General features: G+C 72.7%; 24 protein-coding genes and 1 pseudogene. 12 read left to right on the top strand and 13 right to left on the bottom strand.

The annotated features are described in order from the left end of the window. Positions 1-214: 214 nt before the first annotated feature. A pseudogene (locus tag CRM73_RS06240) lies at positions 215-376 on the top strand (IS30 family transposase); the annotation flags it as partial. A 47-nt stretch (positions 377-423) separates the two neighbouring features. Here CRM73_RS06240 and CRM73_RS06235 read toward each other — a convergent pair. Beyond that, on the bottom strand, positions 424-1545 hold the full coding sequence (locus CRM73_RS06235) for an MFS transporter (RefSeq protein WP_229587173.1): 1122 nt from the start codon (positions 1543-1545) through the stop codon (positions 424-426). A gap of 312 nt (positions 1546-1857) precedes the next feature. Between CRM73_RS06235 and CRM73_RS06230 the strand changes: the two genes are divergently transcribed. The 3 genes from CRM73_RS06230 (at position 1858) to CRM73_RS06220 (ending at position 3367) form a co-directional block, all read left to right on the top strand. Further along, positions 1858-2040 (top strand): hypothetical protein, encoded by a 183-nt coding sequence (locus tag CRM73_RS06230; protein ID WP_035928620.1) that lies wholly within the window; start codon positions 1858-1860, stop codon positions 2038-2040. A gap of 26 nt (positions 2041-2066) precedes the next feature. Then, complete coding sequence (locus CRM73_RS06225; RefSeq protein ID WP_229587172.1) at positions 2067-2396, top strand: phenylalanine--tRNA ligase beta subunit-related protein; 330 nt, start codon at positions 2067-2069, stop codon at positions 2394-2396. 71 nt (positions 2397-2467) lie between these two features. Then, the gene (locus tag CRM73_RS06220; protein ID WP_229587171.1) at positions 2468-3367 is read left to right on the top strand and encodes a dihydrodipicolinate synthase family protein; all 900 of its coding nucleotides are present in this window, start codon (positions 2468-2470) and stop codon (positions 3365-3367) included. Between the two features lie 318 nt (positions 3368-3685). On the opposite strand, the gene CRM73_RS06215 is transcribed toward CRM73_RS06220, so the two are convergent. Both CRM73_RS06215 and CRM73_RS06210 read right to left on the bottom strand, forming a co-directional pair. Continuing rightward, positions 3686-4009: a PadR family transcriptional regulator gene (locus CRM73_RS06215; protein WP_052133047.1), complete on the bottom strand. Its 324-nt coding sequence runs from the start codon at positions 4007-4009 to the stop codon at positions 3686-3688. Positions 4010-4041: 32 nt separating this feature from the next. Next, complete coding sequence (locus CRM73_RS06210) at positions 4042-5043, bottom strand: hypothetical protein (protein WP_109269127.1); 1002 nt, start codon at positions 5041-5043, stop codon at positions 4042-4044. 360 nt (positions 5044-5403) lie between these two features. Between CRM73_RS06210 and CRM73_RS06205 the strand changes: the two genes are divergently transcribed. Next, positions 5404-5685, top strand: coding sequence for a hypothetical protein (locus CRM73_RS06205; protein WP_035928606.1), 282 nt, complete (start codon positions 5404-5406; stop codon positions 5683-5685). A gap of 135 nt (positions 5686-5820) precedes the next feature. After that, positions 5821-6258, top strand: coding sequence for a VOC family protein (locus CRM73_RS06200; protein WP_095650928.1), 438 nt, complete (start codon positions 5821-5823; stop codon positions 6256-6258). Between the two features lie 122 nt (positions 6259-6380). Here the strand turns inward: CRM73_RS06200 and CRM73_RS06195 are convergent, their stop codons facing one another. Both CRM73_RS06195 and CRM73_RS06190 read right to left on the bottom strand, forming a co-directional pair. Then, the gene (locus CRM73_RS06195) at positions 6381-8918 is read right to left on the bottom strand and encodes a PEP/pyruvate-binding domain-containing protein (protein ID WP_229587170.1); all 2538 of its coding nucleotides are present in this window, start codon (positions 8916-8918) and stop codon (positions 6381-6383) included. A 238-nt stretch (positions 8919-9156) separates the two neighbouring features. Next, the gene (locus tag CRM73_RS06190; protein ID WP_229587169.1) at positions 9157-9849 is read right to left on the bottom strand and encodes a LysE family translocator; all 693 of its coding nucleotides are present in this window, start codon (positions 9847-9849) and stop codon (positions 9157-9159) included. A 112-nt stretch (positions 9850-9961) separates the two neighbouring features. On the opposite strand from CRM73_RS06190, the gene CRM73_RS06185 reads away from it, so the two are divergent. Beyond that, positions 9962-10882, top strand: a complete 921-nt coding sequence (locus CRM73_RS06185; RefSeq protein ID WP_229587168.1) for a LysR family transcriptional regulator — start codon at positions 9962-9964, stop codon at positions 10880-10882. Between the two features lie 74 nt (positions 10883-10956). On the opposite strand, the gene CRM73_RS06180 is transcribed toward CRM73_RS06185, so the two are convergent. The 5 genes from CRM73_RS06180 to CRM73_RS06160 form a co-directional block, all read right to left on the bottom strand. Then, entirely contained in the window at positions 10957-11343 is a 387-nt protein-coding gene (locus CRM73_RS06180) for an MmcQ/YjbR family DNA-binding protein (RefSeq protein ID WP_165440233.1), read from the bottom strand. A gap of 7 nt (positions 11344-11350) precedes the next feature. After that, positions 11351-11926 (bottom strand): dihydrofolate reductase family protein, encoded by a 576-nt coding sequence (locus CRM73_RS06175; RefSeq protein ID WP_109269132.1) that lies wholly within the window; start codon positions 11924-11926, stop codon positions 11351-11353. Between the two features lie 82 nt (positions 11927-12008). Beyond that, positions 12009-12338: a hypothetical protein gene (locus CRM73_RS06170; RefSeq protein WP_229587167.1), complete on the bottom strand. Its 330-nt coding sequence runs from the start codon at positions 12336-12338 to the stop codon at positions 12009-12011. 294 nt (positions 12339-12632) lie between these two features. Then, positions 12633-13124, bottom strand: coding sequence for a carbonic anhydrase (locus CRM73_RS06165; protein WP_017832247.1), 492 nt, complete (start codon positions 13122-13124; stop codon positions 12633-12635). Between the two features lie 209 nt (positions 13125-13333). Next, positions 13334-14029: a hypothetical protein gene (locus CRM73_RS06160; protein ID WP_051063713.1), complete on the bottom strand. Its 696-nt coding sequence runs from the start codon at positions 14027-14029 to the stop codon at positions 13334-13336. A gap of 225 nt (positions 14030-14254) precedes the next feature. Between CRM73_RS06160 and CRM73_RS06155 the strand changes: the two genes are divergently transcribed. The 4 genes from CRM73_RS06155 (at position 14255) to CRM73_RS06140 (ending at position 19253) form a co-directional block, all read left to right on the top strand. Beyond that, a complete protein-coding gene (locus CRM73_RS06155) occupies positions 14255-14950 on the top strand; it encodes a FadR/GntR family transcriptional regulator (protein WP_126350182.1) in 696 nt (231 codons plus the stop codon). A gap of 184 nt (positions 14951-15134) precedes the next feature. Then, a complete protein-coding gene (locus CRM73_RS06150; protein ID WP_229587166.1) occupies positions 15135-16133 on the top strand; it encodes an asparaginase in 999 nt (332 codons plus the stop codon). A 141-nt stretch (positions 16134-16274) separates the two neighbouring features. After that, positions 16275-17678 (top strand): aspartate ammonia-lyase, encoded by a 1404-nt coding sequence (locus tag CRM73_RS06145; RefSeq protein WP_095650936.1) that lies wholly within the window; start codon positions 16275-16277, stop codon positions 17676-17678. A 42-nt stretch (positions 17679-17720) separates the two neighbouring features. Further along, positions 17721-19253, top strand: a complete 1533-nt coding sequence (locus CRM73_RS06140) for an amino acid permease (protein ID WP_229587165.1) — start codon at positions 17721-17723, stop codon at positions 19251-19253. Between the two features lie 37 nt (positions 19254-19290). Here CRM73_RS06140 and CRM73_RS06135 read toward each other — a convergent pair whose 3' ends face one another. Both CRM73_RS06135 and CRM73_RS06130 read right to left on the bottom strand, forming a co-directional pair. After that, positions 19291-19788: a hypothetical protein gene (locus CRM73_RS06135; RefSeq protein ID WP_229587164.1), complete on the bottom strand. Its 498-nt coding sequence runs from the start codon at positions 19786-19788 to the stop codon at positions 19291-19293. Positions 19789-20095: 307 nt separating this feature from the next. Beyond that, positions 20096-20488, bottom strand: coding sequence for a VOC family protein (locus CRM73_RS06130; RefSeq protein ID WP_229587163.1), 393 nt, complete (start codon positions 20486-20488; stop codon positions 20096-20098). 35 nt (positions 20489-20523) lie between these two features. Between CRM73_RS06130 and CRM73_RS06125 the strand changes: the two genes are divergently transcribed. Continuing rightward, a complete protein-coding gene (locus CRM73_RS06125; protein WP_229587162.1) occupies positions 20524-21318 on the top strand; it encodes a hypothetical protein in 795 nt (264 codons plus the stop codon). Between the two features lie 76 nt (positions 21319-21394). On the opposite strand, the gene CRM73_RS06120 is transcribed toward CRM73_RS06125, so the two are convergent. Then, positions 21395-21697 carry a hypothetical protein gene (locus CRM73_RS06120; RefSeq protein ID WP_229587161.1) on the bottom strand — a complete coding sequence of 101 codons (303 nt, stop codon included), beginning with the start codon at positions 21695-21697 and terminating at the stop codon, positions 21395-21397. Positions 21698-21725 lie beyond the last annotated feature (28 nt).

Below are 21725 nucleotides of genomic sequence, written 5' to 3'. Positions count from 1 at the left end.
CCCCGGAGGGACGTCTGCATGGGGACCGACACGAGCCCGATCCCATGGCCCAGGACAGGGAGATCAGCTGTCCGTCAGCAGGGAGATACGTGTCCGCCTACAGGGAGATTGGCATGTCCGCTAGCAACCGCATCGGAGCGACTCAACGCGCCTTTGAAGTACATGTGACCACTCCCTGAAGAAGGACCCTAAATGAGGCGTCCAACTTCCGGGGACCAGTCCACTTTTGCGCCAATACTTCCCGAAAGGCGCCGACCTCTCAGCGTTCACTGCCGCAGAGCTCGACGCGGTCGCCGAGGAGCTCAACGACCGTCCCCGCAAACGCCTAGAGTTCCAGAAACCGATCGAAGTGATCGGCGACCTGCTGTTGCAATGACCACCAGAATCCGCCGTTCCTCGTCCGCACCAGCCGTGTCTGAGGCATCAGTTCACCCGCGGCCCGGCGGTGCGACGCCGCAGCGCGAGCGGCAGAGTCAGCAGTGAGATCGCTCCCGTCATCAGCAGCGCGGTGCTGAACGAGGTGCCCGCGGCGACCATGCCCACCAGGACCGACCCGAGGCCGGTCCCGATGTCGAAGCCGATGTTCCACACCGCACTGGCAGTACCGTAGTGCGGTCGGCTGACGGCGTGGAAGGTCACGACCAGGGTGAGGTTCTGCAGACCGCCGTAGCTGATGCCCACCATCGCTGCTCCGATCAGCAACATCGGGGCCTCGGTGGCCTGGGGATCGCGGACCGCCCAGGCGATGGTCGTCATGCCGGCCGTGGTCAGCAGCACCAGCGGCGCGATGAACCGGCGTGGACCGTACCTGTCGGACAGTGCGCCGATCCGCCACCGGGTGAGTGCGGCGGCGAGGTTCATCAGCAGCAGCGCCAGGGCGGTCAGCGCGGCACTGCTGCTCATCTGGGCCATGAAGGTGATCAGCGCGCCGCCGGCCAGGGTGACTCCGGTCAGCAGCGCCATCGGAGGGAGGAGGCGCAGGTAGGGCGCACGCTCATCCTCCTCGTCCCCCTCCGGGACGCCGTCCAGCATCCGGGCCAGACCGATCGCGGGCACGACGGCGACAACGGGCAGGGCTGCCAGGGTGAACACGACCCAGAATCCGAGCTGTTCGGCGATCCAGGGTCCCGCCGACAGGAACAGGATCTGCGGTCCCGCGATCGCCAGGCCGTAGGCACCGATCGCCTTCCCGCGACGCTTTGGCTCCACCAGCTCGGCCACCAGGGCACTGCCGGTCACGGTCAGCACGCCGAAACCGAGCCCGCGCACCGCGGAGAGCGCCAGGGTCGGCCCCAGGGCGTCGCTGAGGCCGTGGGCCAGGGCGGGCAGTCCCAGCAGGAGCATGCCCGCCACGAGGACCGGCGCCCAGCCGAAGCGGCGCAGGGCCCTGGGGACGAACAGCTGGGTGAGTACGGTGAAGAGCATGAGCACGCCGTTGACCAGCCCCGCGCCGGCGGTGTCGGCGCCGCCGTGCACCGCCCACAGTGGCGCGACGGCCAGCAGCGCGGCATACCCCGAGAAGCCCAGGGCGGTCATCGTCAGCATCAGCGGCATCCCGGGCGCCCGCCAGACCGAGTTGTTCACCATCGATCGTGGCCCGTGACGACGGCCCCGCCCTCGTGGCGCGCCTCAGCGGGGGCTGGGCTCCCGGTGCGGCGATGCGGCTCTGCGGGTGACTGCTGGTCGCGGACAATGATGATCGACATGATGACGCCAGCCTATGTCCGGCATCCTTCGATCCCTCGACCTGGGGGATCGCGACAGGGCCGGTCGCCAGCACGGGTGCCGGGCCGGCCCGGTTCTCGCTGACCGTCTTCGAACCGGGCTTGGGCCCGGGACACCACCAGGAGGTTTCCCGTGACTGAACCGAACACGCTGGTGCGGTTGCTCGAGGAGGCCTGGGTCGAGGCCGAGGTGTTCGCGCTGCACCCGGACTACCGGGCCGTGCTGCTGGCCGTCGACGGGCTCGTGCCGGGCCCCAGTGATGCGGCCGGTGAGGCGCTGCGAGGGAGGCCGAGGCCGCCACCGCCCGCGCCCTGACCGGCTACCACGGGGCGCCGCGGCTGGTGCGCGCCACCGGCCAAGAGCCCTTCGACACGGTGGCCGGCGGTGTACCGGTGATCGAGCACCCCGAACCGGGCGAGGTGGTGTGGTGCGACGAGGCCGGGGTGACCTGCCGGCGCTGGAACTGGCGCCAGGGACGGCGCCCCCAGTTGCGTGAGGACACCACCACGGCCCTGTTCATCGTCGACGCCCTGGCGCCCATGACGGACGAGGCCCGGTACGCCGCCGCCGAGGACCTCGCCACCCGCCTGGCCGACCTCGGCCCCGATGTGCGGAGCGCTCGCCGCCTGCTCACTGCCGGCGACCGGCACACCCCAGGAGACCCGTCATGACCATTCGATTCCCTTCCCCCACGGCGGTGCCGCCGCGATCCGCCATCCGTGCCACCGAAGGAGACAGCACCATGTTCACCGGCCTGAGCGCCTTCCCCCTCACACCCCTGGCCAACGATGCGGTGGACGAGTCCGCGTTCGCGGGCCTGATCCGACGGCTGGCGGCGGCGCAGGTGGACTCCATCACCGCCCTGGGCTCCACCGGTTCCTACGCCTACCTCAGCACCGAGGAACGACGCCGTGTCGCCCACCTGGCCGTCGAGCACGCCGGGGACGTCCCGGTGTTCGTCGGCATCGGGGCCCTGCGCACCTCCCAGGTCCTCACCCATCTCGAGCACGCCCAGCAGGCCGGAGCCGCCGCGGTGCTGCTGGCCCCGATGAGCTATCAGCCGCTGACCGACGACGACGTGGTCGGGCTCTTCGACACCGTCACCGCGCACTCCTCGGTGCCGGTGATCGTCTACGACAACCCGGGCACCACCCACGTCACCTTCAGCACCGAGCTCTACGGCCGCATCGGGCAGCTGACCGGTATCGCCTCCCTCAAGATCCCCGGCGTGCCCGCCGACCCCCAGCAGGCCCGGGCGCGGGTGCGCGAGATCCGCGCGGTGGTCCCGGCCCACGTGAGCATCGGCATCTCCGGGGACGCCACGGCCGCCGCCGGACTGAGCGCCGGCTGCGACGCCTGGTACTCGGTCCTCGCCGGCACCCTGCCGGACCCGGCCCTGCGCATCGCCCGGGCCGCCCTGGCCGGACGGGCCGAGGAGGCCGTGGCCGCCTCCGACCGGCTGGCACCGCTGTGGGAGCTGTTCGGCGAGTTCGGGAGCCTGCGGGTCGTGGCCGCGGTCGCCGAGCAGCTGGACCTGGTCCCCAGGGCCTGTCTTCCGCTGCCCCTGCAGGGCCTCGACGAGGGGCAGCGCGAGCGGGTGGCCCGGGTGGTCGGCGACCTCGGACTCGACGATCAACCCTGACAACCGGCTTCTCCCAGGGCGAGATCGTCGGGATGCAGCACTGGCACGATACGTCTTCGCCGCGACCCTGGTGCGCAGCGCCGACGGGGGAGCGGTGGTCGCCATCGTGCTCCTGGCCCGGGGCGGCGGACCCCCTCATGCGCGCCCTCGCCGTCCTCGCTGCCACAGCCAGCATCGTCGATCGATCCCGCCCGCGCTGAACCAGGCCACAGCCCACGCCGCCCCCCGCTTCCCATAGGGCCCGCTACCGGTCACTGCCCACGAGAACGACGTCACCGTTGAGGTTTCGTTCCGGTATGGGCCCAGGCGTTGGCGTGGCTATGTCTTGGCCGGGGGTGCTTGATCGGCAGTAGCGGCTGGGTCGGGGCGGCCGAGGGTTTCGACCGCGGTCATGAAGGCCTCCCACTGGTCGTTCAGTTCGTGGAGCTGTTCGAGTCCTGCGGTGGTCAGTGCGTAGACCTTCCGCGCGGGGCCCGGTCCGCTCTGCTCCCACCGTGCGGTGATCGCACCATCGTCTTCGAGCCGTCCGAGGGCGGGATAGAGCTGAGCTCCCTTGATGGGTTGAAGTCCTGCCGAGACGAGCGCCTGGGAGATCCCGTACCCGTGCCGCGGTGCCACCGCGAGCACACGGAGGAGGAGCATCGGCAGGGATGCGCGCTGCCACGCGGGGAGGGTCATTGCCTCGCCCTCCAGGGTCGGTCGCCCCAAGCGGTGCCCAGCACCACGGCCGCGGACAGCACGAACGCCAGCGCGACCGGGATCGTCAGCGCCCCCCAGCTGTGGGCGGTGACGATGAGGGCGGCGATGACCAGGGGTGTGAGCGTGCCGGCGAGTGTGAGGACCCACCAGCGCCGTGTCCGAGCGATCCGATGGGTCGCGGCCAGATCGCGCGCCAGCACCAGCGGGTGCCCGAACTCGGCGTAGGCCGAGGTGCCGGACAGCTCCAGGGCCTGCTCGATCTCGGTGACGTGGTCCCGAACGGATCTGGAGGGCACCAGGCGGGTGCGCAGCCCGCTGGTGAAGCGACGCAGCCACTGCTCGTCGTTCCATTCCTGGCGAAGCACCTGTTGCGGCATCCGCTGGGAGACCGCCAGCAGGACCACCCCGGGGGTGAGCATCGCCGAGGCCAGCAGTACCACGGGGACATCGCGTGCCGCGTAGTGCCCGGATCCCAGGTTTGCCGCGAAGGCGATTCCCGCGACGACGACCGCGCCGAGGACGACAGAGACGCTGATCGTCACCCCCGCTCGGCCGGCAACGAATAGAGCTCGAAGCACCACCCACCCGAGGAAGGCCAGGAGCACACTGGCGGCGACGAGCACATGGGTGATGTCGACGTCGATGGACCACCCGTGGCGCAGGACCATGAGCAGCGCCGCGACAGCGCTGATGCCCGTCAGCCTGCCGCCGATCTCCTGCAGTACCGGCCGCAGCCCTGCGCCGAGGGAAGTTCGTACCTCTTCCTCGACTGTCGCAAGTTCAGCGGCATCTTCCGTGGCCAGTGCCGTGGGATCACCGAAGAGCTCGGCAGCAGAGACCTGGGCCACCCGGACCGCGTCGAGCAGCTCGTGCTCACGTTCCTGGAGCGAGGACTCCGGGACGTGCTTGCCCGTCATCACCGTTCGGTAGCGCGAAGCCCATCCCCGGTCCTGCGCCGACCACTGATCCGCATCCATGCTGGCCACCTTGTATCTAGGTCAAAAACGTATCTACATACAAGCACGAGGCGGCGGTGTTGGCAACGTCCTGCCGGTCGGGTGTGGCGGATGGGTCTGTGGCAGGGCGTGCGCCCGATCTCCACCGACTCCCAGTTCCGCAGCGCCCTACAGTTGATCTAGAGGCGGGGAGCCGGCCACCCAGGTCGCCCGCCATCTGGACATCTCTGGAGCGGCCTTGTACCCCCGGATACTGGGATCGGCCATCTGGATGCCGCTGCGGACGCACGGCACTCCTGCGGGACCATGCCGTCCTGAGGGCCACGCACCGATTCCATCGAATACTCCACCCTCGGTGGAGCAGAGGAGGGACAACTCTTGGTGAAGGCTCCGGTTCGCGAGAAGCGGAAGCGCATCCTGGCGACGATCGCCTGGGCGTCTTTCCCGGTCTCCACCGCGCTGACGCTGATGCTCCTCGATTGGCAGGGCACGGGAGTGGCCAAGCCGCTGTGGACGTTCGCGCTGCCCCCGGTCAGTGGACTGGTGGGTGGCATTGCCGGATTCCGCGCGCAGAAGGAGATTCTGGGGGCTGTGGCTGTCGCCTTCGGTCTGCTCTGCGTTCCGGTGGCGATCTTCGTCGTCGGACTGGTCTACGGGCCCTGACCATGAGCACGATGGCGATCCGCAGCTCGGGTTCCCGACGGGTGCTGCACGGCAGTCGCCGTTGAGGGTCCGTCCTTCGGAACATGAAGACGCGTCGGCAGGACCGGATTGCCGCGGCTCGGTACGATGCACCACATGTCCATCAAGTTCGAGAACGTCGGTATCGCCGTCCGTGACCTCGACGCGGCGATCGCCTTCTTCACCGACCTCGGACTGACCGTCCTGGGCCGGGACACGGTCAGCGGGGAGTGGGCGGACACCGCCGTCGGCCTCGACGGCAACCACGTCAACATCGCCATGCTCCAGACCCCGGACGGCAACGGTCGCCTCGAGCTCTTCGAGTACATCCACCCGGAGGCGATCGAGACACAGCCCACCCGACCCCACGAGATCGGGATGCACCGCGTCGCCTTCTCCGTCGACGACATCGACGACGCCCTCGAGATCGCCGCGAGGCACGGCTGTCACCCCCTGCGCGGGGTAGGGACCTACGGGGACGCCTACAAGCTCGCCTATGTCCGCGGCCCCAGCGGCATCATCGTGATGCTCGCCGAGGAACTGCACAGCCACTGACGACGGGTCGATTCGGACGTCGCCAGAGGTTCTCGCCCTGCAGTTCCCAGCCGGCTTCCTCGAGGGGGCCGATCGAGGGGTCCTCGATGCCGGGCACCTGCGCGAACCGTCCTGACATGCGCCTATTCTCCGGGTGCGGCCGGGCCCGGTCGCCCGGCCCGATGTGCTCGTGCGTCCGGGTCGTCCAGGGGCTGCGCACCGCCGGCCGTGCCGTGCATCCGGATCAGCCCGGTGGCGCCGTCGATGGTGACCACCTGGCCCTCGGTCAGCAGGGTGGTGGCGTCGGGCACGCAGATGACGGCCGGGATGCCGTACTCGCGGGCCACGGTCGGGCCGTGGGCGATCGTGGAGCCGGTCTCCGTGATGAGTCCGCCGAGGGTCAGGAACAGCGGGGTCCAGCCCGGGTCCGTGGTCGGGGCGACGAGGATGTCACCGGGCTGCAGCCTCGCCTCCGACGGGTGGTGGACGATCCGCACCGGCCCGGTCACGATCCCGGTGGCCGCCGGCTGGCCGATCAGCACGTCCGGCCCGTGCTCGGGCGCGGTGTCGTCGGGCAGGGCCTGGGGGTTCGTGCCGTCGGACAGCAACAGGCCCGGGACCTGCCGCCGTCGGGCCTCGCGGTGGTGCTCCCGGCGCCGACCGGCCACCACCGCGCGGAGGTCCGTGCCGTGCGAGGCGTCGAGGGCCTCGTCCAGGGTCAGGAACATGATGTCGTCCGGCTGCTCCAGCAGGCTGCGCCCCGTGAGCTCGGCCCCCGCGGCGAGCAGCTGCCGGCGCACCTCGGCCAGCGGGGTCAGCCAGAGGAACTTCGGCAGCTCGCGCAGGCCGGCCAGCTCCCGACTGCGGCGCAGCATGGACCCGGCGAGGCGGGCCCGCAGCGGCCGGGTGCGCCTGGCGCGTGCGACGAGGTCAGCCAGGGCGGCCTCGGCCTCGACGGCGGCGCGGGCGAACCGGGCCGGCGGGGCCTGGTCCGGGTCGGTCACCTGCAGGTACCCGGCCAGGGCGGCGAACACGGGAGTGGGGTCGTCGGCCCACCGGGGGGAGCCGACGTCGATCTCGGCGCTGCCGCGGATCCCGTACTCCGCCAGGAAGGCCGTCAGGCCGAACTCGGGCAACTCGCCGCGCGAGAAGCGCGCGGCGAGCTCGTCCGGGGCGGCGCCGACCAGCAGATCGCGGTGCGGGCGGGCGGCCTCGGCCACGGACCAGAGCTTCAGGTCCATCTGGGTGGTGACGTTGTGGGGCATCCCGCGCAGGGTCGCGTTCAGCTCGCCGGGCTGCAGGATGCCGCCCAGCACCCAGCCCGCCACCCCCTGGGCGATGAGCGCCGCCCACAGGGGCGGCAGGGAGCGCATCATCGGTCCGGTCATCGTCGCGTCCTGCAGACCGGCGGCGGAACGGACCCTTTCCGCCGTGTCCGCCGGTTCGGTCCGGGGCTGCCGGCGGACCTGCTCGAGTTCGTGGAATGCGCGCTCGCGGGCGGCGGCGGGCCGGGCCAGGGCCCGCAGCGCGCCGAGCAGCGAGGCGGGCACGGTGGCCAGGAGCAGCCGCGCGGTCGCACCGGCGGAGAACACGCGCTGGCCGGGACGGGCGGAACGGGGCGCGTAGCGGGGGTCGTCCAGGACGCGCCGCACGCCCCGCGCCACGGCCGGACCGTAGACCTGCACCATCTCGGGGACGCGGGAGTGCAGGCGCGGGCTGCGGACGAGGCCGGTGAGGTCCATGAACAGCCGGCCGCCGATCTCGACGAGGAACGGATCCACCACGGCGTCGTCGACGCCGATGATCTGCAGCCAGCGGCGGGTCGTCTCCCGCAGCACGGACACGCCCATGGGGGTGACCGGGCGCCGCAGGCCCTGCATGTGGCCGACCTCCATGTAGACCCGCGGGTCGCCCTGCACCGGGTCGGTCCCGGCCGGGAGCGGGAAGAGCGTGGTGATGGGCCGGGACTGCAGCAGCCAGAGCGTGCCCTCGGCGTCGTAGGCGAACTCGATGTCCTGCGGGCTGCCGAGGGCGCGCTGGACCCGCTGCCCGGTCGCCTGGAGCTCGCGGAGCTGGTCGGGGGAGAGGCAGCCGTGCTCCTGTGTCCCGGGGAGCGGACCCTGGCCGGGCAGGACGTAGTGGTCGGTGTCCATGGTGCCGTCCACGACTCCGGTGCCCAGCCCCGGGACCGCGTCGATGACGGTCTCCGTGCGGGTGCCGGTCAGCGGGTTGGCCGTGAACATCACCCCGGCGGCCGCCGGGGTGATCATGCGCTGCACGACGACGGCCATCGCGAGGTCGCCGGTCTCCAGCCCCTGACCGGCCCGGTAGGCGACGGCGCGCTCGCTGTGCACGGAGTCCCAGCAGTGCCGGACGGCCTCGAGCAGTGCGTCCCCGCCCTCGACGTCGAGGACGGTGTCCTGCTGGCCCGCGAAGCTGGCGTCCGGCAGGTCCTCGGCCGTGGCGCTGGAGCGGACGGCGACGGGACCACCGCCGAGGTGCTCGTAGGCCGTCAGCACCGCCCGCTCGGGGACGGCGCCCGAGCGGTAGGCCTCGGTGGTCAGGCAGAACCCGTCCGGCACGCGCTCGCCCGCGGACAGGAGGGCTCCGAGACCGACGGCCTTGCCCCCGACGAGCGCGGTGGTCGCCGAGGTGATGTGGGCCAAGTCGATCACGTCCATGGGATGCCTCTCTGGTGCCCCGGGGCCGGCGGGAGGTGCCGAACGGGCAGCGCCATGGGGCGTCCGGTGGCCCGTTCACAGCCGATGATCCGGTCCGCCGATCGGCAGGTCAACCTCCCCGTGCCGTGAGGCACGAGCGTGACGGCGCGGCGGTGCCGGTGGTCGACACGGACCGGTTCCGCCGGCGTGGCCGGTCTGTCCGCGGGGGGCGTTCCGGTCGGCCGCGCGGGGAGCCCGCTCAGATCCAGGAGGCGAGCACGGGGACGGTGGTCATCAGTCCCAGTGCCACGAAGACCGCCCCGGAGGTGAGCTCGATCCTGCGGGCCACGGTGGGACGGTTGAGCCAGGTGCCGGCGGTGTGGGCGGCCAGGGCCACGAGGAGCAGGTAGACCCCGATGGTGGCCGCCACCGTCCCGCCCATCACCACCACGACGAACAGCGCCCCGGCCCCGGGCGGGGTGAACTGGGGCAGCAGGGCCAGGAAGAACAGCCCGGTCTTCGGGTTGGTGAGGCAGCACACCAGCCCTGCGGCGAACGCCGATCGCGCCCTCGGCTCGGAGGGCTCCCGGCGGTCCGGGGCGGCGGTGACGGTCGACCCCGCGGTCCGTGCCCGGCCCACGGTCATCGGCACGGCGGCGGCCGGGGCGGGAGCGTGGGCGGTGATCGCCCGGTAGCCCAGGTAGAACAGGTAGGCGCCCCCGAGGATCCGCAGAGCCTGGAAGGCGGCCGGGGAGCTGTCCAGGAAGGCGGCCACGCCCACCGCGACCAGCCCCGCCCAGGCGAAGACCCCCACCGCGGACCCGGCGGCGGCCAGCATCCCGGCCCGGCGCTGCCGCAGGGCGTAGCCCAAGGTCAGGACGGTGTCGGGTCCCGGGGTGAGGGCCAGGACCACGGCCACGCCCAGCAGGGCCAGATAGCTCGAGGTGTCCACGGCAGCTCCTTGTCGGTCAGTGGTCCGCAGACCTCTACCGTGCCACCGCGTCACCCTTCAGCACCAGCAATGATTTCCGTCGTATTGGCAGGTGAAAGCGTACGATCGGGACATGCTCGATCCGCACCGGCTCACCATCCTGCGCGCGGTCATCGCCGCCGGCTCGATCCACGCCGCCGCCCGGAACCTCCACCTGGCCCCGGCCACCGTCAGCCAGCACCTCCGCGCCCTGGCCCGGCAGACCGGGCTGGTGCTGTTCGAGAAGAGCGGCCGGGGCATCGAGGCGACCCCGGCCGCCCGGCACCTGTGCGAGGCCAGCGCGGACACCCTCAGCAGCCTGGAACGCCTCGAGCGCACCGTGGAGGATCTGCGGCAGGGCCGGGCCGAGCAGATCGCCGTCGCCTGCTTCGCGTCCCTGGCCGAGGCCTGGATGCCCGGGGTGGTGCTCGCCCTGCGCGCTCGGTCCCCGGACGTGGTGGTGGAAATCAGCATCAACGAGCTGCACTCCACCGGAGGCCGCCGGGCCCCCGACGTCGACGTGCGCAACGAGTCCCTCGACGGGCCCCTCGTCCACCTGGAGGGATACCAGCGCCATGCCCTGCACGAGGAGGACTTCTGCGTGGTGCTGCCGGTCGACCACCCGCTGGCCGCACGCCCCGCGGTGACGATGGCCCAGCTGCGCGACGAGCCCTGGATCGACCACGACATCCACGACGGCCCCACCGGGCGCATCATCACCCGCGCCTGTCACGCCGCCGGCTACACCCCGCACTACGTCGCCCGTCTCGTCGACCACCATGCGGCCACCAGCCTCGCCGCGGCCGGGCTGGGCATCACGGTGCTGCCCCGGATCGCGCTCGCCGGGCTGCCGGCGGCTCTCACCTCGAGGCCGCTGGTCGACCCGGCCGTGCACCGGCGCATCGTCGCCCACACCCGCACCCACCCCACCCGGGCGCGGCTGATCCACACGGCCCTGACGGCGCTGCGCGAAGCCGCTCGACGGAGCCGCCCGGCACCACCGGACGAGCACTGACTCCGCGACCGCTCGGACGGACTCCGTGCTCGCATCGCGCCCCCGACGCCGGACGCGGACGGCAGGACGCCCGCTCAGGGCTGTGCTCCGGTGCGCGTGTGGCGCAGCACCGGGCGCCTGGCCCGGGGGAGTCCTTCGACGACGAGCTCGTAGGCGTTCAGCACCAGCTCCTCGACGAGGTCCGGGGTGATCCCCGGGCCGGCGGCGAGGGAGATCCAGTGCTGCTTGTTCATGTGGTAGCCGGGGGTGATCGTGGGGAACTCCTGGCGCAGCGCCATCGCGTGCGGGGGCTCGCACTTGAGCGTCACGATCGGCTTCCCGGGTGCTTCCGTGGTCATCAGGAAAATCTTGCCCACGACCTTGAACACCTCGTGGTCCGGGCCGAAGGGGCAGGTGTGCGTCACGGCCGGCAGTCCGGCGGCCGCCTCCATGGCGATCTGCTGAAGTCTCGTCCCGTCCACGCCGCTGCTATCCGCGGGACCGGGGGTGGCGGACCTCGTAGCCGACCTGGACCATGCCGTTGTCGAAGCGACGCTCCCGGAGGAGGCGCAGCTCCAGGGACAGTCCGTCGGGGAAGACCGGGGTGCCGCCGCCCACCGTGACCGGGCACAGCAGCAGCTCGACCACGTCGACCAGCCCCAGCCGCAGGGCACTGCCGGCCAGGGTCGGGCCCTCGATCGTGAGGTCGCCGGACGCCTCGGACCTCGCGCGCTCGAGAGCCGCGGCGGTGAACTCCCGCTCGAGCCGGGTGCGTTCGGTCCAGGTCCGGCCGAGGGAGGAGGAGAAGACGATCTTCTCGGCGCGCTTCCAGGTCTCCGCGAAGCGCGCCGACTCCGGGGACCATGTCGCCGCGGACGGGTCGGTCTCCCAGACGGCCATGGTCTCGTACATGCGCCTCCCGTAGAGGTAGGTGCTGACCGGTGCCAGGTCCGTGGTCAGGGCGGCGACGACGGCCTCGTCGGGCACGGCCCAGGAGAAGCTGCCCTGCTCGTCCGAGTTGTAGCCGTCCAGCGAGGAGGCGACGGAGTAGATCACTTTCCCCATGCCCCCACTCAACCCGCCGGAGCCGCCCGGGCACAAGAGGGGCAGCGGATCCGAGGTCCGTCGTGCGTCCAGCGGCGGGTCGTCAGCAGTGCCCGTCCCGGTCCTCGCCGCGTCGGGTCGCCTCCGCTTGCGCGGCAGCACGCACGTGCGGGTCGGTGGCGTTCTCGGCCGCGTGGCGACGGTCGGCGGCGCTCAGGTGGTCGCTGCCGAGCGCGGCAGCCGCCACGTCGACGTCGCTGTGGTGCAGGGCGATGTCGAGCAGCTCCGCCGTGTCCGTCAGCTCCTCGACCCCGTCGGTGGTCCAGGCCTGGACCCGGCGTCGGTGGTCGGCCTCCTTCTGCGCCAGCTGCCGCATCAGCTCGCCCGTGTTGATCACAGAGGTGATGGGCTGGGAGTCGTCGTGCTTCGTCACCGTGTCCTCCTGGGGGTCCGTCCGTGGTCCTTCCATTCATAGCCCACGACGCCGTCCCATGTGCTGAATCGGCCGTCACCGGAGGCGGAAAGGAGCCCCGCGGGCCCGGGGCCGCCGCGTCGCGGAGCCCCGGGCTGCGGTTCCTGCGAGACCAGCCGCTCCCGCGTGTCGTGCTCCGGCCCGGCGATCTCCCGCCGCCGCTTCACGGTCGCCCACTGATCGCCGGACCCCGAACAGGGTCCCTCCGCCCGCACCGGGTGGCGGGGCCCCCGAAGTGGAAGAACGGTGCGGGAGTCAGCGGACTTCGCGGAGGGAGCCGTCGGTGACGTCGTAGACGAAGCCCCGCACGCTGTCCCGGTGCGGGATGAAGGGGTTCTCGGTGATCCGCGCCATGGACCGGCGGACGTCGTCGTCGGGATCGGTGAAGGACTCCGGTGACCACGGCGGGCGCATCCCGGTGTCGGCCTCGATCTGTGCCGTGAAGGCGTCGTCGGTGAAGGTGAGCATGCCGCAGTCGGTGTGGTGGATGAGGATGATCTCCCGGGTGCCCAGCAGGCGCTGGCTGATGACCAGGGACCGGATCTCGTCGTCGGTGATCACCCCGCCGGCGTTGCGGATGACGTGGGCGTCGCCCTCGCTCAGGCCCAGCAGTCCGTAGGGGTTGAGCCGGGCGTCCATGCAGGCCACGACCGCCACCGGCAGGGCCGGGGGCATGGGCAGATCCCCCTTGGTGAAGGCGGCGGCGTAGGCTTCGGCGTGGTGCAGGAGGTCGTCGGTGGCGCTCATGGCGGGTCCTTTCCTCGGCGGGTGCGGCGGACCGCGTCCCGGGGGCCGGCTTCGGTCCCCGGTGTCCCCGGGCGCTGCGGTCCGACCCATCCGGAGCCGCCCGGTCCGCTCCTCACCCTAGGACCGGGCGTCGCCCGTGCACACCCCTCCCGTGGTCATCGTTCGCGACGCGGAGGCCGGTTCCGGGGCCCGGCGCTGCGACCGGCTCCTCACTCCGGACCGCCCCGCAGCACGTCCACGTGCACGTGGTCGAGGTGGCGCAGGATCTCGTTGCCGGGCTCGGGCGCGTCGTAGTCCCGCCACCGCCCCCGCGAGCTGTGCGCGCTCCAGAAGCGGTCGTCGAAGATGACGTACTGGACGTCCAGGTCCTCGGCGTGCGCGACCAGCCAGTGGGCCAGCAGCCACCCCTCGCGCCGGTTCTCCTCGGTCACGGGGCGGAAGAAGACGTCGACGGCGCGGCCGTCGTAGTGCGTCGACTCCTCGCCGTGGCCCTGGCCGACGCCGCCGGGGGCGAACCCGCCCAGACTCTGCTCTCCGAACACCTCGGTCATCGCTGCGCGCACCCGCTCGGCGCGCGGGGTCAGGCCGGTTGCGGTCAGCTGCTGCTGCGGCAGGTCGTCGGCCGCTGAGCCCCGGCAGCTCAGGCTCGCGCCGGCGTCCTCGGGTGGTCCGTCGGCCAGGCGCCGCAGCACCGCCGGGTCGAGGCCGGAGGTGTCCGGGGCCTCCACCCCGCGGGCGGCGAGCGCCACCGCGGTCGTGGCCCGCTTTGCCTCCTCGCGGTCGAGCCAGACCGCTCCGTCCGCGGTCTCGACGACGCACTCGGCACCCCAGGTCAGCCCGCCGTCTCCGGTGCGCAGGCCGCTGATCAGGCCGGGCCCGAGGAACACCAGTGCTCCCGCCAGCATCCCGAGCACGAGAAGCAGTGTGAGGAGCGAGCGCAGGGGGCGGCTCCGGTCCCGGTGCGCCGTGCCGGCGGTTCTGGCGGCGATGATGCACCTGCTTCCGCTCGGGGTGTGGGGATGCCTGCTCCAGCACAGCAGGCGGACCTGGCGAGAACCTGCACGAGACGTGCAGGAAACCGGCTCGTGATCCCTTGACAGCCCGGTGTGATCCGTATCATGCTGGACCCCATGAACCTGTCAGACAGCCGGACAGCCGGACAGCCGGTGGAGCGCTTCAGTGCGGCGGAGGCCGTCTTCAAGGACCTGCTCGCGCAGATCCGGGAGGGGCGCCTCGCCGTGGGGGAGAAGTTGCCCTCGGAGGCTGCGCTGGCCCAGGGGTACGGCGTGAGCCGGTCCGTGATCCGCGAGGCGCTGCGCTCCTGCGCGGCGCTGGGCCTGACCGTCAGCCGCACCGGCAAGGGGACGTTCGTCGTCTCCCAGCGGGTGGCCGAGGACCTGGCCCTGGGCGCGTACTCGGCCCGGGACCTGCACGAGGCCCGGCCGCACATCGAGGTCCCCGCGGCCGGTCTCGCCGCGCGCCGCCGCACCGAGGAGGACGTGCGCTTCCTGCAGGACGTCGTGGCGGCGATGGCGGCCGAGGACGACCCCCAGGCCTGGGTCGAGCTGGACACCAGCTTCCACGCCGCCGTCGCCCGGATCAGCCACAACCGGGTGTTCGAGAAGGTCATCGCCGACATCCGCGAGGCGCTCTTCCACCAGTCCGAGACCCTCAACGTGGTGGCGGCCCGCCAGAAGCGCTCGGACGAGGAGCACCTGCGCATCTTCCACGCGATCCGCGACGGCGCGGCCGACGAGGCGGAAGCGGCCATGCAGGACCACCTCGCGGCCGTGCGCGGCGCCCTCGGCGCCATCACCGGCGAGTAGCCCGCCGGCCGTCCCGGCCGCTGTTCCGGCCTCCCCGGCCTCCGCCCGGGCAGCCGCGGTCCTCGCCCTGCTCGGCCGTCCTCCTGCCCTCGACCCTGCCCTCCGTTCCGCGCGGGGCGCCCTCCGGCGCCTCCCTCCGGCGCGCGCCCTCGCCCGCACCGATCACCTCCAGCAAGGACCCAGCATGACCACCGCAGCCCTCGGGGCACCCCTGTCCACCGCCCGCCCGCAGCACGTGCCCGTCGCCGAACAGGTCCGCGACGGCGTCGTCGAGAGCGTCCACCACGGCTCGCTCGTGGCCACGGATGCCGCCGGGCGGATCCTGCTCGAGGCCGGAGACCCCCTGGCCCTCTTCTACCCCCACTCCTCCCTCAAGCCGCTGCAGGCGGTGGCCATGCTCCGCGCCGGCCTCGAGCTGCCCGGGCCCCTGCTGGCACTGGCCGCGGCCAGCCACTCCGGGGCGCCCCGGCACCGGGACGGCGCGCGCCGCATCCTCGCCGGCCACGGCGCGGACGAGACCGCCCTGGAGAACGTGCCCGACCTGCCGTACGGGCCCGCCGAACGGGCCGCCGCCCTGCGCGCCGGCGAAGGGCCCACCCGCTTGGCCCAGAACTGCTCCGGCAAGCACGCCGCCATGGTCGCCACCTGCCGGGTCAACGGCTGGCCCGTGGCCGGCTACACCGACCCCGGCCACCCGCTGCAGCTGCTGATCGGCGAGGTCGTGGCGGAGCTGACCGGCGAACCGCTGGGGCCCGGCAGCACCGACGGCTGCGGCACCCCCCTTCACGCCGTCACCCTCCGGGGTATGGCCACCGCCTTCGCCCGGCTGGCCTCCGCCGCCCCGGGCACGCCCGAGGCCTGGGTCGCGTCCGCCATGACCGGGCACCCCGAGCAGGTGGCCGGCGAGGGCCGTGACGTCACGGAGATCATGCGCAGGGTCCCCGGTCTGCTCGCCAAGGACGGCTTCGAGGGCCTTCAGCTCGTGGGCCTGCCGGACGGGCGCGGTCTGGCCGTGAAGATCGCCGACGGCGCCGACCGCGCCCGGATGCCGGCGACCGTGCAGGCCCTGCAGCGGCTCGGGGTGGACCCCGCGGCGCTCGCCGGCCTGGGCCGGGTCCCCGTGCTCGGCGGGGGCCGCACCGTGGGGTCGCTGCACGCCGTCGCCCTCGCCGCCGCCCCCTGAGCCACTGCTCGCTGTCCCTCCCGCTCCATGAGAGACCGCCCTCGTCCCGCTGACCCACCGTCCCGCTGACCCACCGTCCCGCTGACCCACCGTCCCGCTGCCGTCCACCACCTCGTGATACCCGAGAGAACCGAGAGAACCATGACCGCTCCCGCCTTCCGCACCGAGCACGACCTGCTCGGCGACCGCCAGGTCCCCGCCGACGCCTACTGGGGCGTGCAGACCCTGCGCGCCGTGGAGAACTTCCCCATCACCGGCCTGCCCCTGGGCGGCCACGCCCACCTGGTGCGGGGACTGGCGGCCGTCAAGCTCGCCGCCGCCCGCGCCAACCACGAGCTCGGGCTGCTCGACACCGCCCGGGCCGACGCCGTCGTGGGGGCCTGCCAGGAGATCCTGGACGGGCGCCTCCACGAGCAGTTCCGCGTGGACGTGATCCAGGGCGGCGCCGGCACCTCCTCCAACATGAACGCCAACGAGGTGATCGCCAACCGGGCCCTGGAGCTGCTGGGCGCCGGGAAGGGGGAGTACACCCGGCTGCACCCCAACGACCACGTCAACCTGTCGCAGTCCACCAACGACGCCTACCCCACGGCCGTGAAGATCGCCACGATCACCGGCGTGCAGGAGCTGCTGGCGGCCCTGGAGGTGCTGGAGGACGCCTTCGCGGCGAAGTCCCGCGAGTTCCGCACCGTCGTGAAGATGGGCCGCACCCAGCTGCAGGACGCCGTGCCCATGACCCTGGGCCAGGAGTTCGGCACCTACGCCGTGATGATCCGGGAGGACCGCCAGCGCCTCGCCGAGGCGAGCCTGCTGGTCCACGAGATCAACCTCGGGGCGACGGCGATCGGCACCGGGCTCAACGCCCCGGACGGCTACGCCGCCGCGGCCTGCCGCCACCTGGCCGCCGTGACCGGCCTGCCGCTGGTCACCGCCGTCGACCTCGTGGAGGCCACCCAGGACGTCGGGTCCTTCGTGCACCTGTCCGGGGTGCTCAAGCGGGTGGCCGTGAAGCTGTCCAAGATCTGCAACGACCTGCGGCTGCTCTCCTCCGGGCCCCGGGCGGGGCTGGGCGAGATCACCCTGCCCGCCGTGCAGTCCGGCTCCTCGATCATGCCGGGCAAGATCAACCCGGTGATCCCCGAGGTCGTCAGCCAGGTCGCCTACGAGGTCATCGGCAACGACGTCACGATCACCATGGCCGCCGAGAGCGGACAGCTGCAGCTCAACGCCTTCGAGCCGATCATCGTCCACAGCCTGCACAAGAGCGTCGCCCACCTCCGGGCGGCCTGCACCACGCTCACGGAGCGCTGCGTGCGCGGCATCACCGCCAACGAGGAGCACCTGCGCGCGTCGGTGGAGCACTCCATCGGCCTGGTGACCGCGCTGAACCCTCACCTGGGCTATGCCACGGCCACCGCGATCGCCCAGGAGGCCCTGGTCACGGGCGCCGGCGTCGCGGAGCTGGTGCGCGAGCGCGGTCTGCTGACCGCCGAGGAGCTGGGCCGCATCCTGCGCCCGGAGCGCCTCGCCAACCTCACCGTCTGACCCGTCCACGAGCTCTTCCGCCACCACCCAGGAGACCGAGCCATGCCCCCTGTGTCCGTCCACCACCCGGACCGGCGCCACGCCACCCCGGCCCAGCCACCGACCGCCGCCCTCGACGTGCTCCACGCGGAGGACGAGGGCTACCACAAGGGGCTCAAGCCCCGGCAGATCCAGATGATCGCGATCGGCGGCGCCATCGGCACCGGCCTGTTCATGGGCGCCGGCGGGCGGCTGGCCAGCGCCGGGCCCGCCCTTGTGCTCGTCTACGCGGTCTGCGGCTTCTTCGCGTTCCTCATCCTGCGGGCCCTGGGCGAGCTCGTCGTTCGCCGCCCGTCCTCGGGCTCCTTCGTCTCCTACGCCCGGGAGTTCTACGGCGAGAAGGCGGCGTTCTTCACCGGCTGGCTGTACTGGCTCAACTGGGCCATGACCGCGATCGTGGACATCACCGCCGTGGCGCTGTACATGAAGTTCTTCGCCCGGTACTGGGCTCCCATCGGGGACGTCCCCCAGTGGCAGTACGCCCTGGCCGCCCTGCTGCTCGTCCTTGGGCTGAACCTCGTCTCGGTCAAGGTCTTCGGCGAGCTCGAGTTCTGGTTCGCCCTCATCAAGGTGGCCGCGCTCTCCGCCTTCCTGGTTGTCGGGATCTGGCTGGTGCTCTTCGGCACCCCGGCCGACGGCCAGGAGGTGGGCCTGTCCCTCATCGGCCAGAACGGCGGGCTCCTGCCCAACGGTCTGCTGCCGGCGGTCGTCGTGATCCAGGGCGTGGTCTTCGCCTACGCGTCCATCGAGCTGATCGGCACCGCGGCCGGTGAGACGGAGCACCCCGAGAAGGTCATGCCGCGCGCCGTGAACACGGTGATCGTGCGCATCGCGGTCTTCTACGTCGGGTCGCTGACCCTGCTGTCCCTGCTCCTGCCCTACACCGCCTACAAGGCGGGGGAGAGCCCGTTCGTGACGTTCTTCGGCTCCATCGGCGTGGCCGGCATGGACACCGTGATGAACCTCGTGGTGCTCACCGCGGCCCTGTCCTCGCTCAACGCCGGGCTCTACTCCACGGGCCGGATCCTGCGCTCGATGTCCCTGGCCGGATCGGCCCCCCGCTTCGCGGGCCGGATGAACCGGGCCGGCGTCCCGTACGGCGGCATCGTGCTGACGGCGGCGGTGGCCGTGCTGGGCGTGGTGCTCAACGCCCTGGTGCCGGCCCAGGCCTTCGAGATCGTGCTGAACCTCGCCTCGGTCGGCATCATCAGCGCCTGGGCGATGATCATGCTCTGCCACCTCCGGCTCGTCTCCTGGTCCCGGCAGGGCAGGGCGGAGCGCCCCGGCTTCCGGCTCCCCGGCGCGCCCTTCACCGGCTGGCTGACCCTGGCGTTCCTCGTGAGCGTCGTCGTGCTGATGGCCTTCGACTCCCCGATCGGGACCTGGGCCGTCGCCTCCCTGCTGCTGCTCGTGCCGCTGCTGGTCCTCGGCTGGTACCGGTGCCGGGACCGGGTGCACGCGATCGCCGCGGCCCACGCCGCCGTCGCCCGGACCGCCCCGGCGGCCTCCGAGGAGACGGGGCCGCCCGTCCGGTAGGGCCCCGCCCCGGGGGCGCGGCATCCGCGCACCCGGCTCACGGACGTCCGGACCCCCGGCTCGCCTCCGCCCGGCCGGCGGCGATCTGGGCGGCCCAGCGCACCCGGAAGGGCCGCCGATCCGGGTCCGTCGTCCGCGGCGGCTCGACGGCCGGCTCCGCGGCCCCGGTGTCCGTCCCGGCGGTCTGCTGCCGGGGCCGAGGGGAGGCGTGGCGTCGGGCGGCCGCCACCGCCTCTGCCCGGCGCTGCTCGGCCTCCGCCGCGGCGCGCTGGTCCGGCGAGCGCATCGGGGTGCCGTCCTGGTGGGTCCAGGTGCGCAGGCGGGCGGCGAACCAGGCCCCGGGGTTCTCGATCCCGGTGACCGAGTCGTGGGTGTAGCGCACGCTCTGCGGGGTCCAGTCCAGGGCGTGCAGGACGTCTGCGACGGTCCACCCGGCCTCGAAGTGCGGCCCGGCCACGGCCACGACGTAGGCGGTGGTGATCCGGCGCAGCACCAGCGCGTGGTGCTGGAGCTCCAGTCCGGCCCGACGGAGCACCTGTTGCCGGTCCCGCCGGGTCGGCGCCGTCGTCGTCGGCCGCACTGCCGCGTGGGCCGGCCACAGCGGAACTGTCCGCCGGCCCAGGGCGGCCTTCACCTCCCGCCGCTGCGCGTCGGCTCCGGCAGCGGGCCGGGGCGCCGCGGGAGCCCTCGAGGCAGGCGCCGCGCGCGCGTGCGGGGGAGGGCCCGACCTCTCCGGGGGAACCGGGTCGACGTCGCGATCCACTGGCGTTGCCTCCTCTGCCGGCTCGTCGGTGGTGTTCTCCGGACCCGGGGCCGGCCCGTGGGCAGGAGCCCGGGGCCCTTCAGCCCGCACCGGACTGGACGACCAGCAGCATCGTGCCCTCGGGATCACGGACGTAGGCGACGGTCTCGCCCCACGGCATGGCCTCCGCATCGACAGGCACGGCCGCACCGGCCCGGCGGGCGGCGGCGAGGACGGCCGGAAGGTCCTCGACGTAGACGCACAGGTCCACCGCGTGGCCGGTCGCGGGCAGCGGGGTGTCGCCGTACAGCGCCGCCGTGGTGCCGACGCCCAGGCCCAGCTGACCGTCTCCCACGCGCAGGACGAGGAAGGCCGGCTCTCCCGTCCCGGGGAACCGGTACGTCTGCACGGCGTGGAACACCTCTTCGTAGAAGGCCCCGGTGCCGACCAGATCCGCACAGTTGACGATGGGGAACAGCTCGTGCCCGGTCATGGTCCGACAGTACGGGATGTGCTCTACTCGGTCGCATGAGCGGTGACTCCCTGCCCGAGGTCCCCACGGCCGACGACTTCCGCGCACTGGCGCGCAGCTCGCCGTGGCGGTTCACCACCGTGCACTTCACCCACCGGCGGCAGCGGGACGCCGGGAGCACTCCGGACGGCGAACCGGTCGAGGCCTGGCTCGACCGGCGCCTCGGCCGTGTGGTCGTCCGCTCGCCCGGGGGCGTCGAGGTCGCCGAAGGGCCGCCCTACGGTGCGGCGGTGAGCCTGATGACCTGCGACGACGACGACGCGGGCGCCGTTCCGTCACCGCCGTCGCCGGAGCCGGAGGTGGTGCTGCGCCCCGATGGTCTGGTCGCCCGGCGTCCGGAGGACTGGCACTTCGACCACGGTGATCCGATGTGGCAGGACTACCGGTGGACGGCCATGCTCGACCCGGCCGAGCTGAGCCGGGGAGTGAACGTCAGCGAGGTCGTCACCACGACGCTGCGGGGCCGCCTCACCTGGTCGGCCGCCTGCCGGCCGCTGCTCGGTGCCGGCGAGGACCGGGAGAACGGCTACACCCCGCGGTGCAGGTGCTGCCCGCTGCTGGACAGCCCCGCCGCCCGGATCCACGAGTACGGCCGCGAGGACCCGACCCTCACCAGCGGCGACCTCGCCACGGTCTACTGCGTGCACCTCGACGTGCAGACGGGCATCGTCGTGGACATCACCCCGCTGGACGGCCTCGACGGTACAAGCCTCAGCAACGAGCTCCATGCCGTCGACGCACCGCTGGACCCACCACCGCAGGGACCGGATCAGCCGGGCCGCCCTGCTTGAGGCGGCCGCCGTCGAGGACCTCGTGGACCGGGCCTGACCTGAGGACACGGCGCGGCCGAGGTCCTCGAGCCGCCGGTCACCGCCGCGAGGCGCGCCGGCCCACGAGCCAGCCGGCGCAGAAGGCCCACAGGACGAGCCCGGCCACCACACCGGCCCACCCCGCCGTGGCCTCCGGGGTCATCAGGGTCATGGCCGGGAACGCCGCGTCGCCCGGCGGGGCGTCCGCGAACCACCCGAACGACGCCTCCGCCGGGTGGAGCAGCACCAGCAGCGCCCCGCCGAGCACCAGGAGACCGCCGAGACACGCCAGGACCACCCACCAGGGCGGCATCCGGCGAGGCGGAACGGACGGAGGGACGGCGGGGCCGGCGGCGTTCATGGTCAGACCCTACGGGCAGATCCCCGCA

Source organism: Kocuria sp. CCUG 69068 (assembly GCF_020833785.1).
In the GTDB taxonomy this organism is placed as follows: domain Bacteria; phylum Actinomycetota; class Actinomycetes; order Actinomycetales; family Micrococcaceae; genus Kocuria; species Kocuria rosea.
The sequence above is the reverse complement of the archived record's forward strand: the minus strand, read 5'-3'. Positions and strand labels throughout refer to the sequence as shown.

Bases quoted from the DNA above. Each gene is read 5' to 3' on its own strand.
- CRM73_RS06235 (WP_229587173.1), bottom strand. From the start codon at position 1,545: ATGCTGACGATGACCGCCCTGGGCTTCTCGGGGTATGCCGCGCTGCTG.
- CRM73_RS06220 (WP_229587171.1), top strand. From the start codon at position 2,468: ATGTTCACCGGCCTGAGCGCCTTCCCCCTCACACCCCTGGCCAACGAT.
- CRM73_RS06215 (WP_052133047.1), bottom strand. From the start codon at position 4,009: ATGCTCCTCCTCCGTGTGCTCGCGGTGGCACCGCGGCACGGGTACGGG.
- CRM73_RS06210 (WP_109269127.1), bottom strand. From the start codon at position 5,043: ATGGATGCGGATCAGTGGTCGGCGCAGGACCGGGGATGGGCTTCGCGC.
- CRM73_RS06200 (WP_095650928.1), top strand. From the start codon at position 5,821: ATGTCCATCAAGTTCGAGAACGTCGGTATCGCCGTCCGTGACCTCGAC.
- CRM73_RS06195 (WP_229587170.1), bottom strand. From the start codon at position 8,918: ATGGACGTGATCGACTTGGCCCACATCACCTCGGCGACCACCGCGCTC.
- CRM73_RS06185 (WP_229587168.1), top strand. From the start codon at position 9,962: ATGCTCGATCCGCACCGGCTCACCATCCTGCGCGCGGTCATCGCCGCC.
- CRM73_RS06175 (WP_109269132.1), bottom strand. From the start codon at position 11,926: ATGGGGAAAGTGATCTACTCCGTCGCCTCCTCGCTGGACGGCTACAAC.
- CRM73_RS06165 (WP_017832247.1), bottom strand. From the start codon at position 13,124: ATGAGCGCCACCGACGACCTCCTGCACCACGCCGAAGCCTACGCCGCC.
- CRM73_RS06160 (WP_051063713.1), bottom strand. From the start codon at position 14,029: ATGCTGGCGGGAGCACTGGTGTTCCTCGGGCCCGGCCTGATCAGCGGC.
- CRM73_RS06155 (WP_126350182.1), top strand. From the start codon at position 14,255: ATGAACCTGTCAGACAGCCGGACAGCCGGACAGCCGGTGGAGCGCTTC.
- CRM73_RS06150 (WP_229587166.1), top strand. From the start codon at position 15,135: ATGACCACCGCAGCCCTCGGGGCACCCCTGTCCACCGCCCGCCCGCAG.
- CRM73_RS06145 (WP_095650936.1), top strand. From the start codon at position 16,275: ATGACCGCTCCCGCCTTCCGCACCGAGCACGACCTGCTCGGCGACCGC.
- CRM73_RS06140 (WP_229587165.1), top strand. From the start codon at position 17,721: ATGCCCCCTGTGTCCGTCCACCACCCGGACCGGCGCCACGCCACCCCG.
- CRM73_RS06130 (WP_229587163.1), bottom strand. From the start codon at position 20,488: ATGACCGGGCACGAGCTGTTCCCCATCGTCAACTGTGCGGATCTGGTC.
- CRM73_RS06125 (WP_229587162.1), top strand. From the start codon at position 20,524: ATGAGCGGTGACTCCCTGCCCGAGGTCCCCACGGCCGACGACTTCCGC.
- CRM73_RS06120 (WP_229587161.1), bottom strand. From the start codon at position 21,697: ATGAACGCCGCCGGCCCCGCCGTCCCTCCGTCCGTTCCGCCTCGCCGG.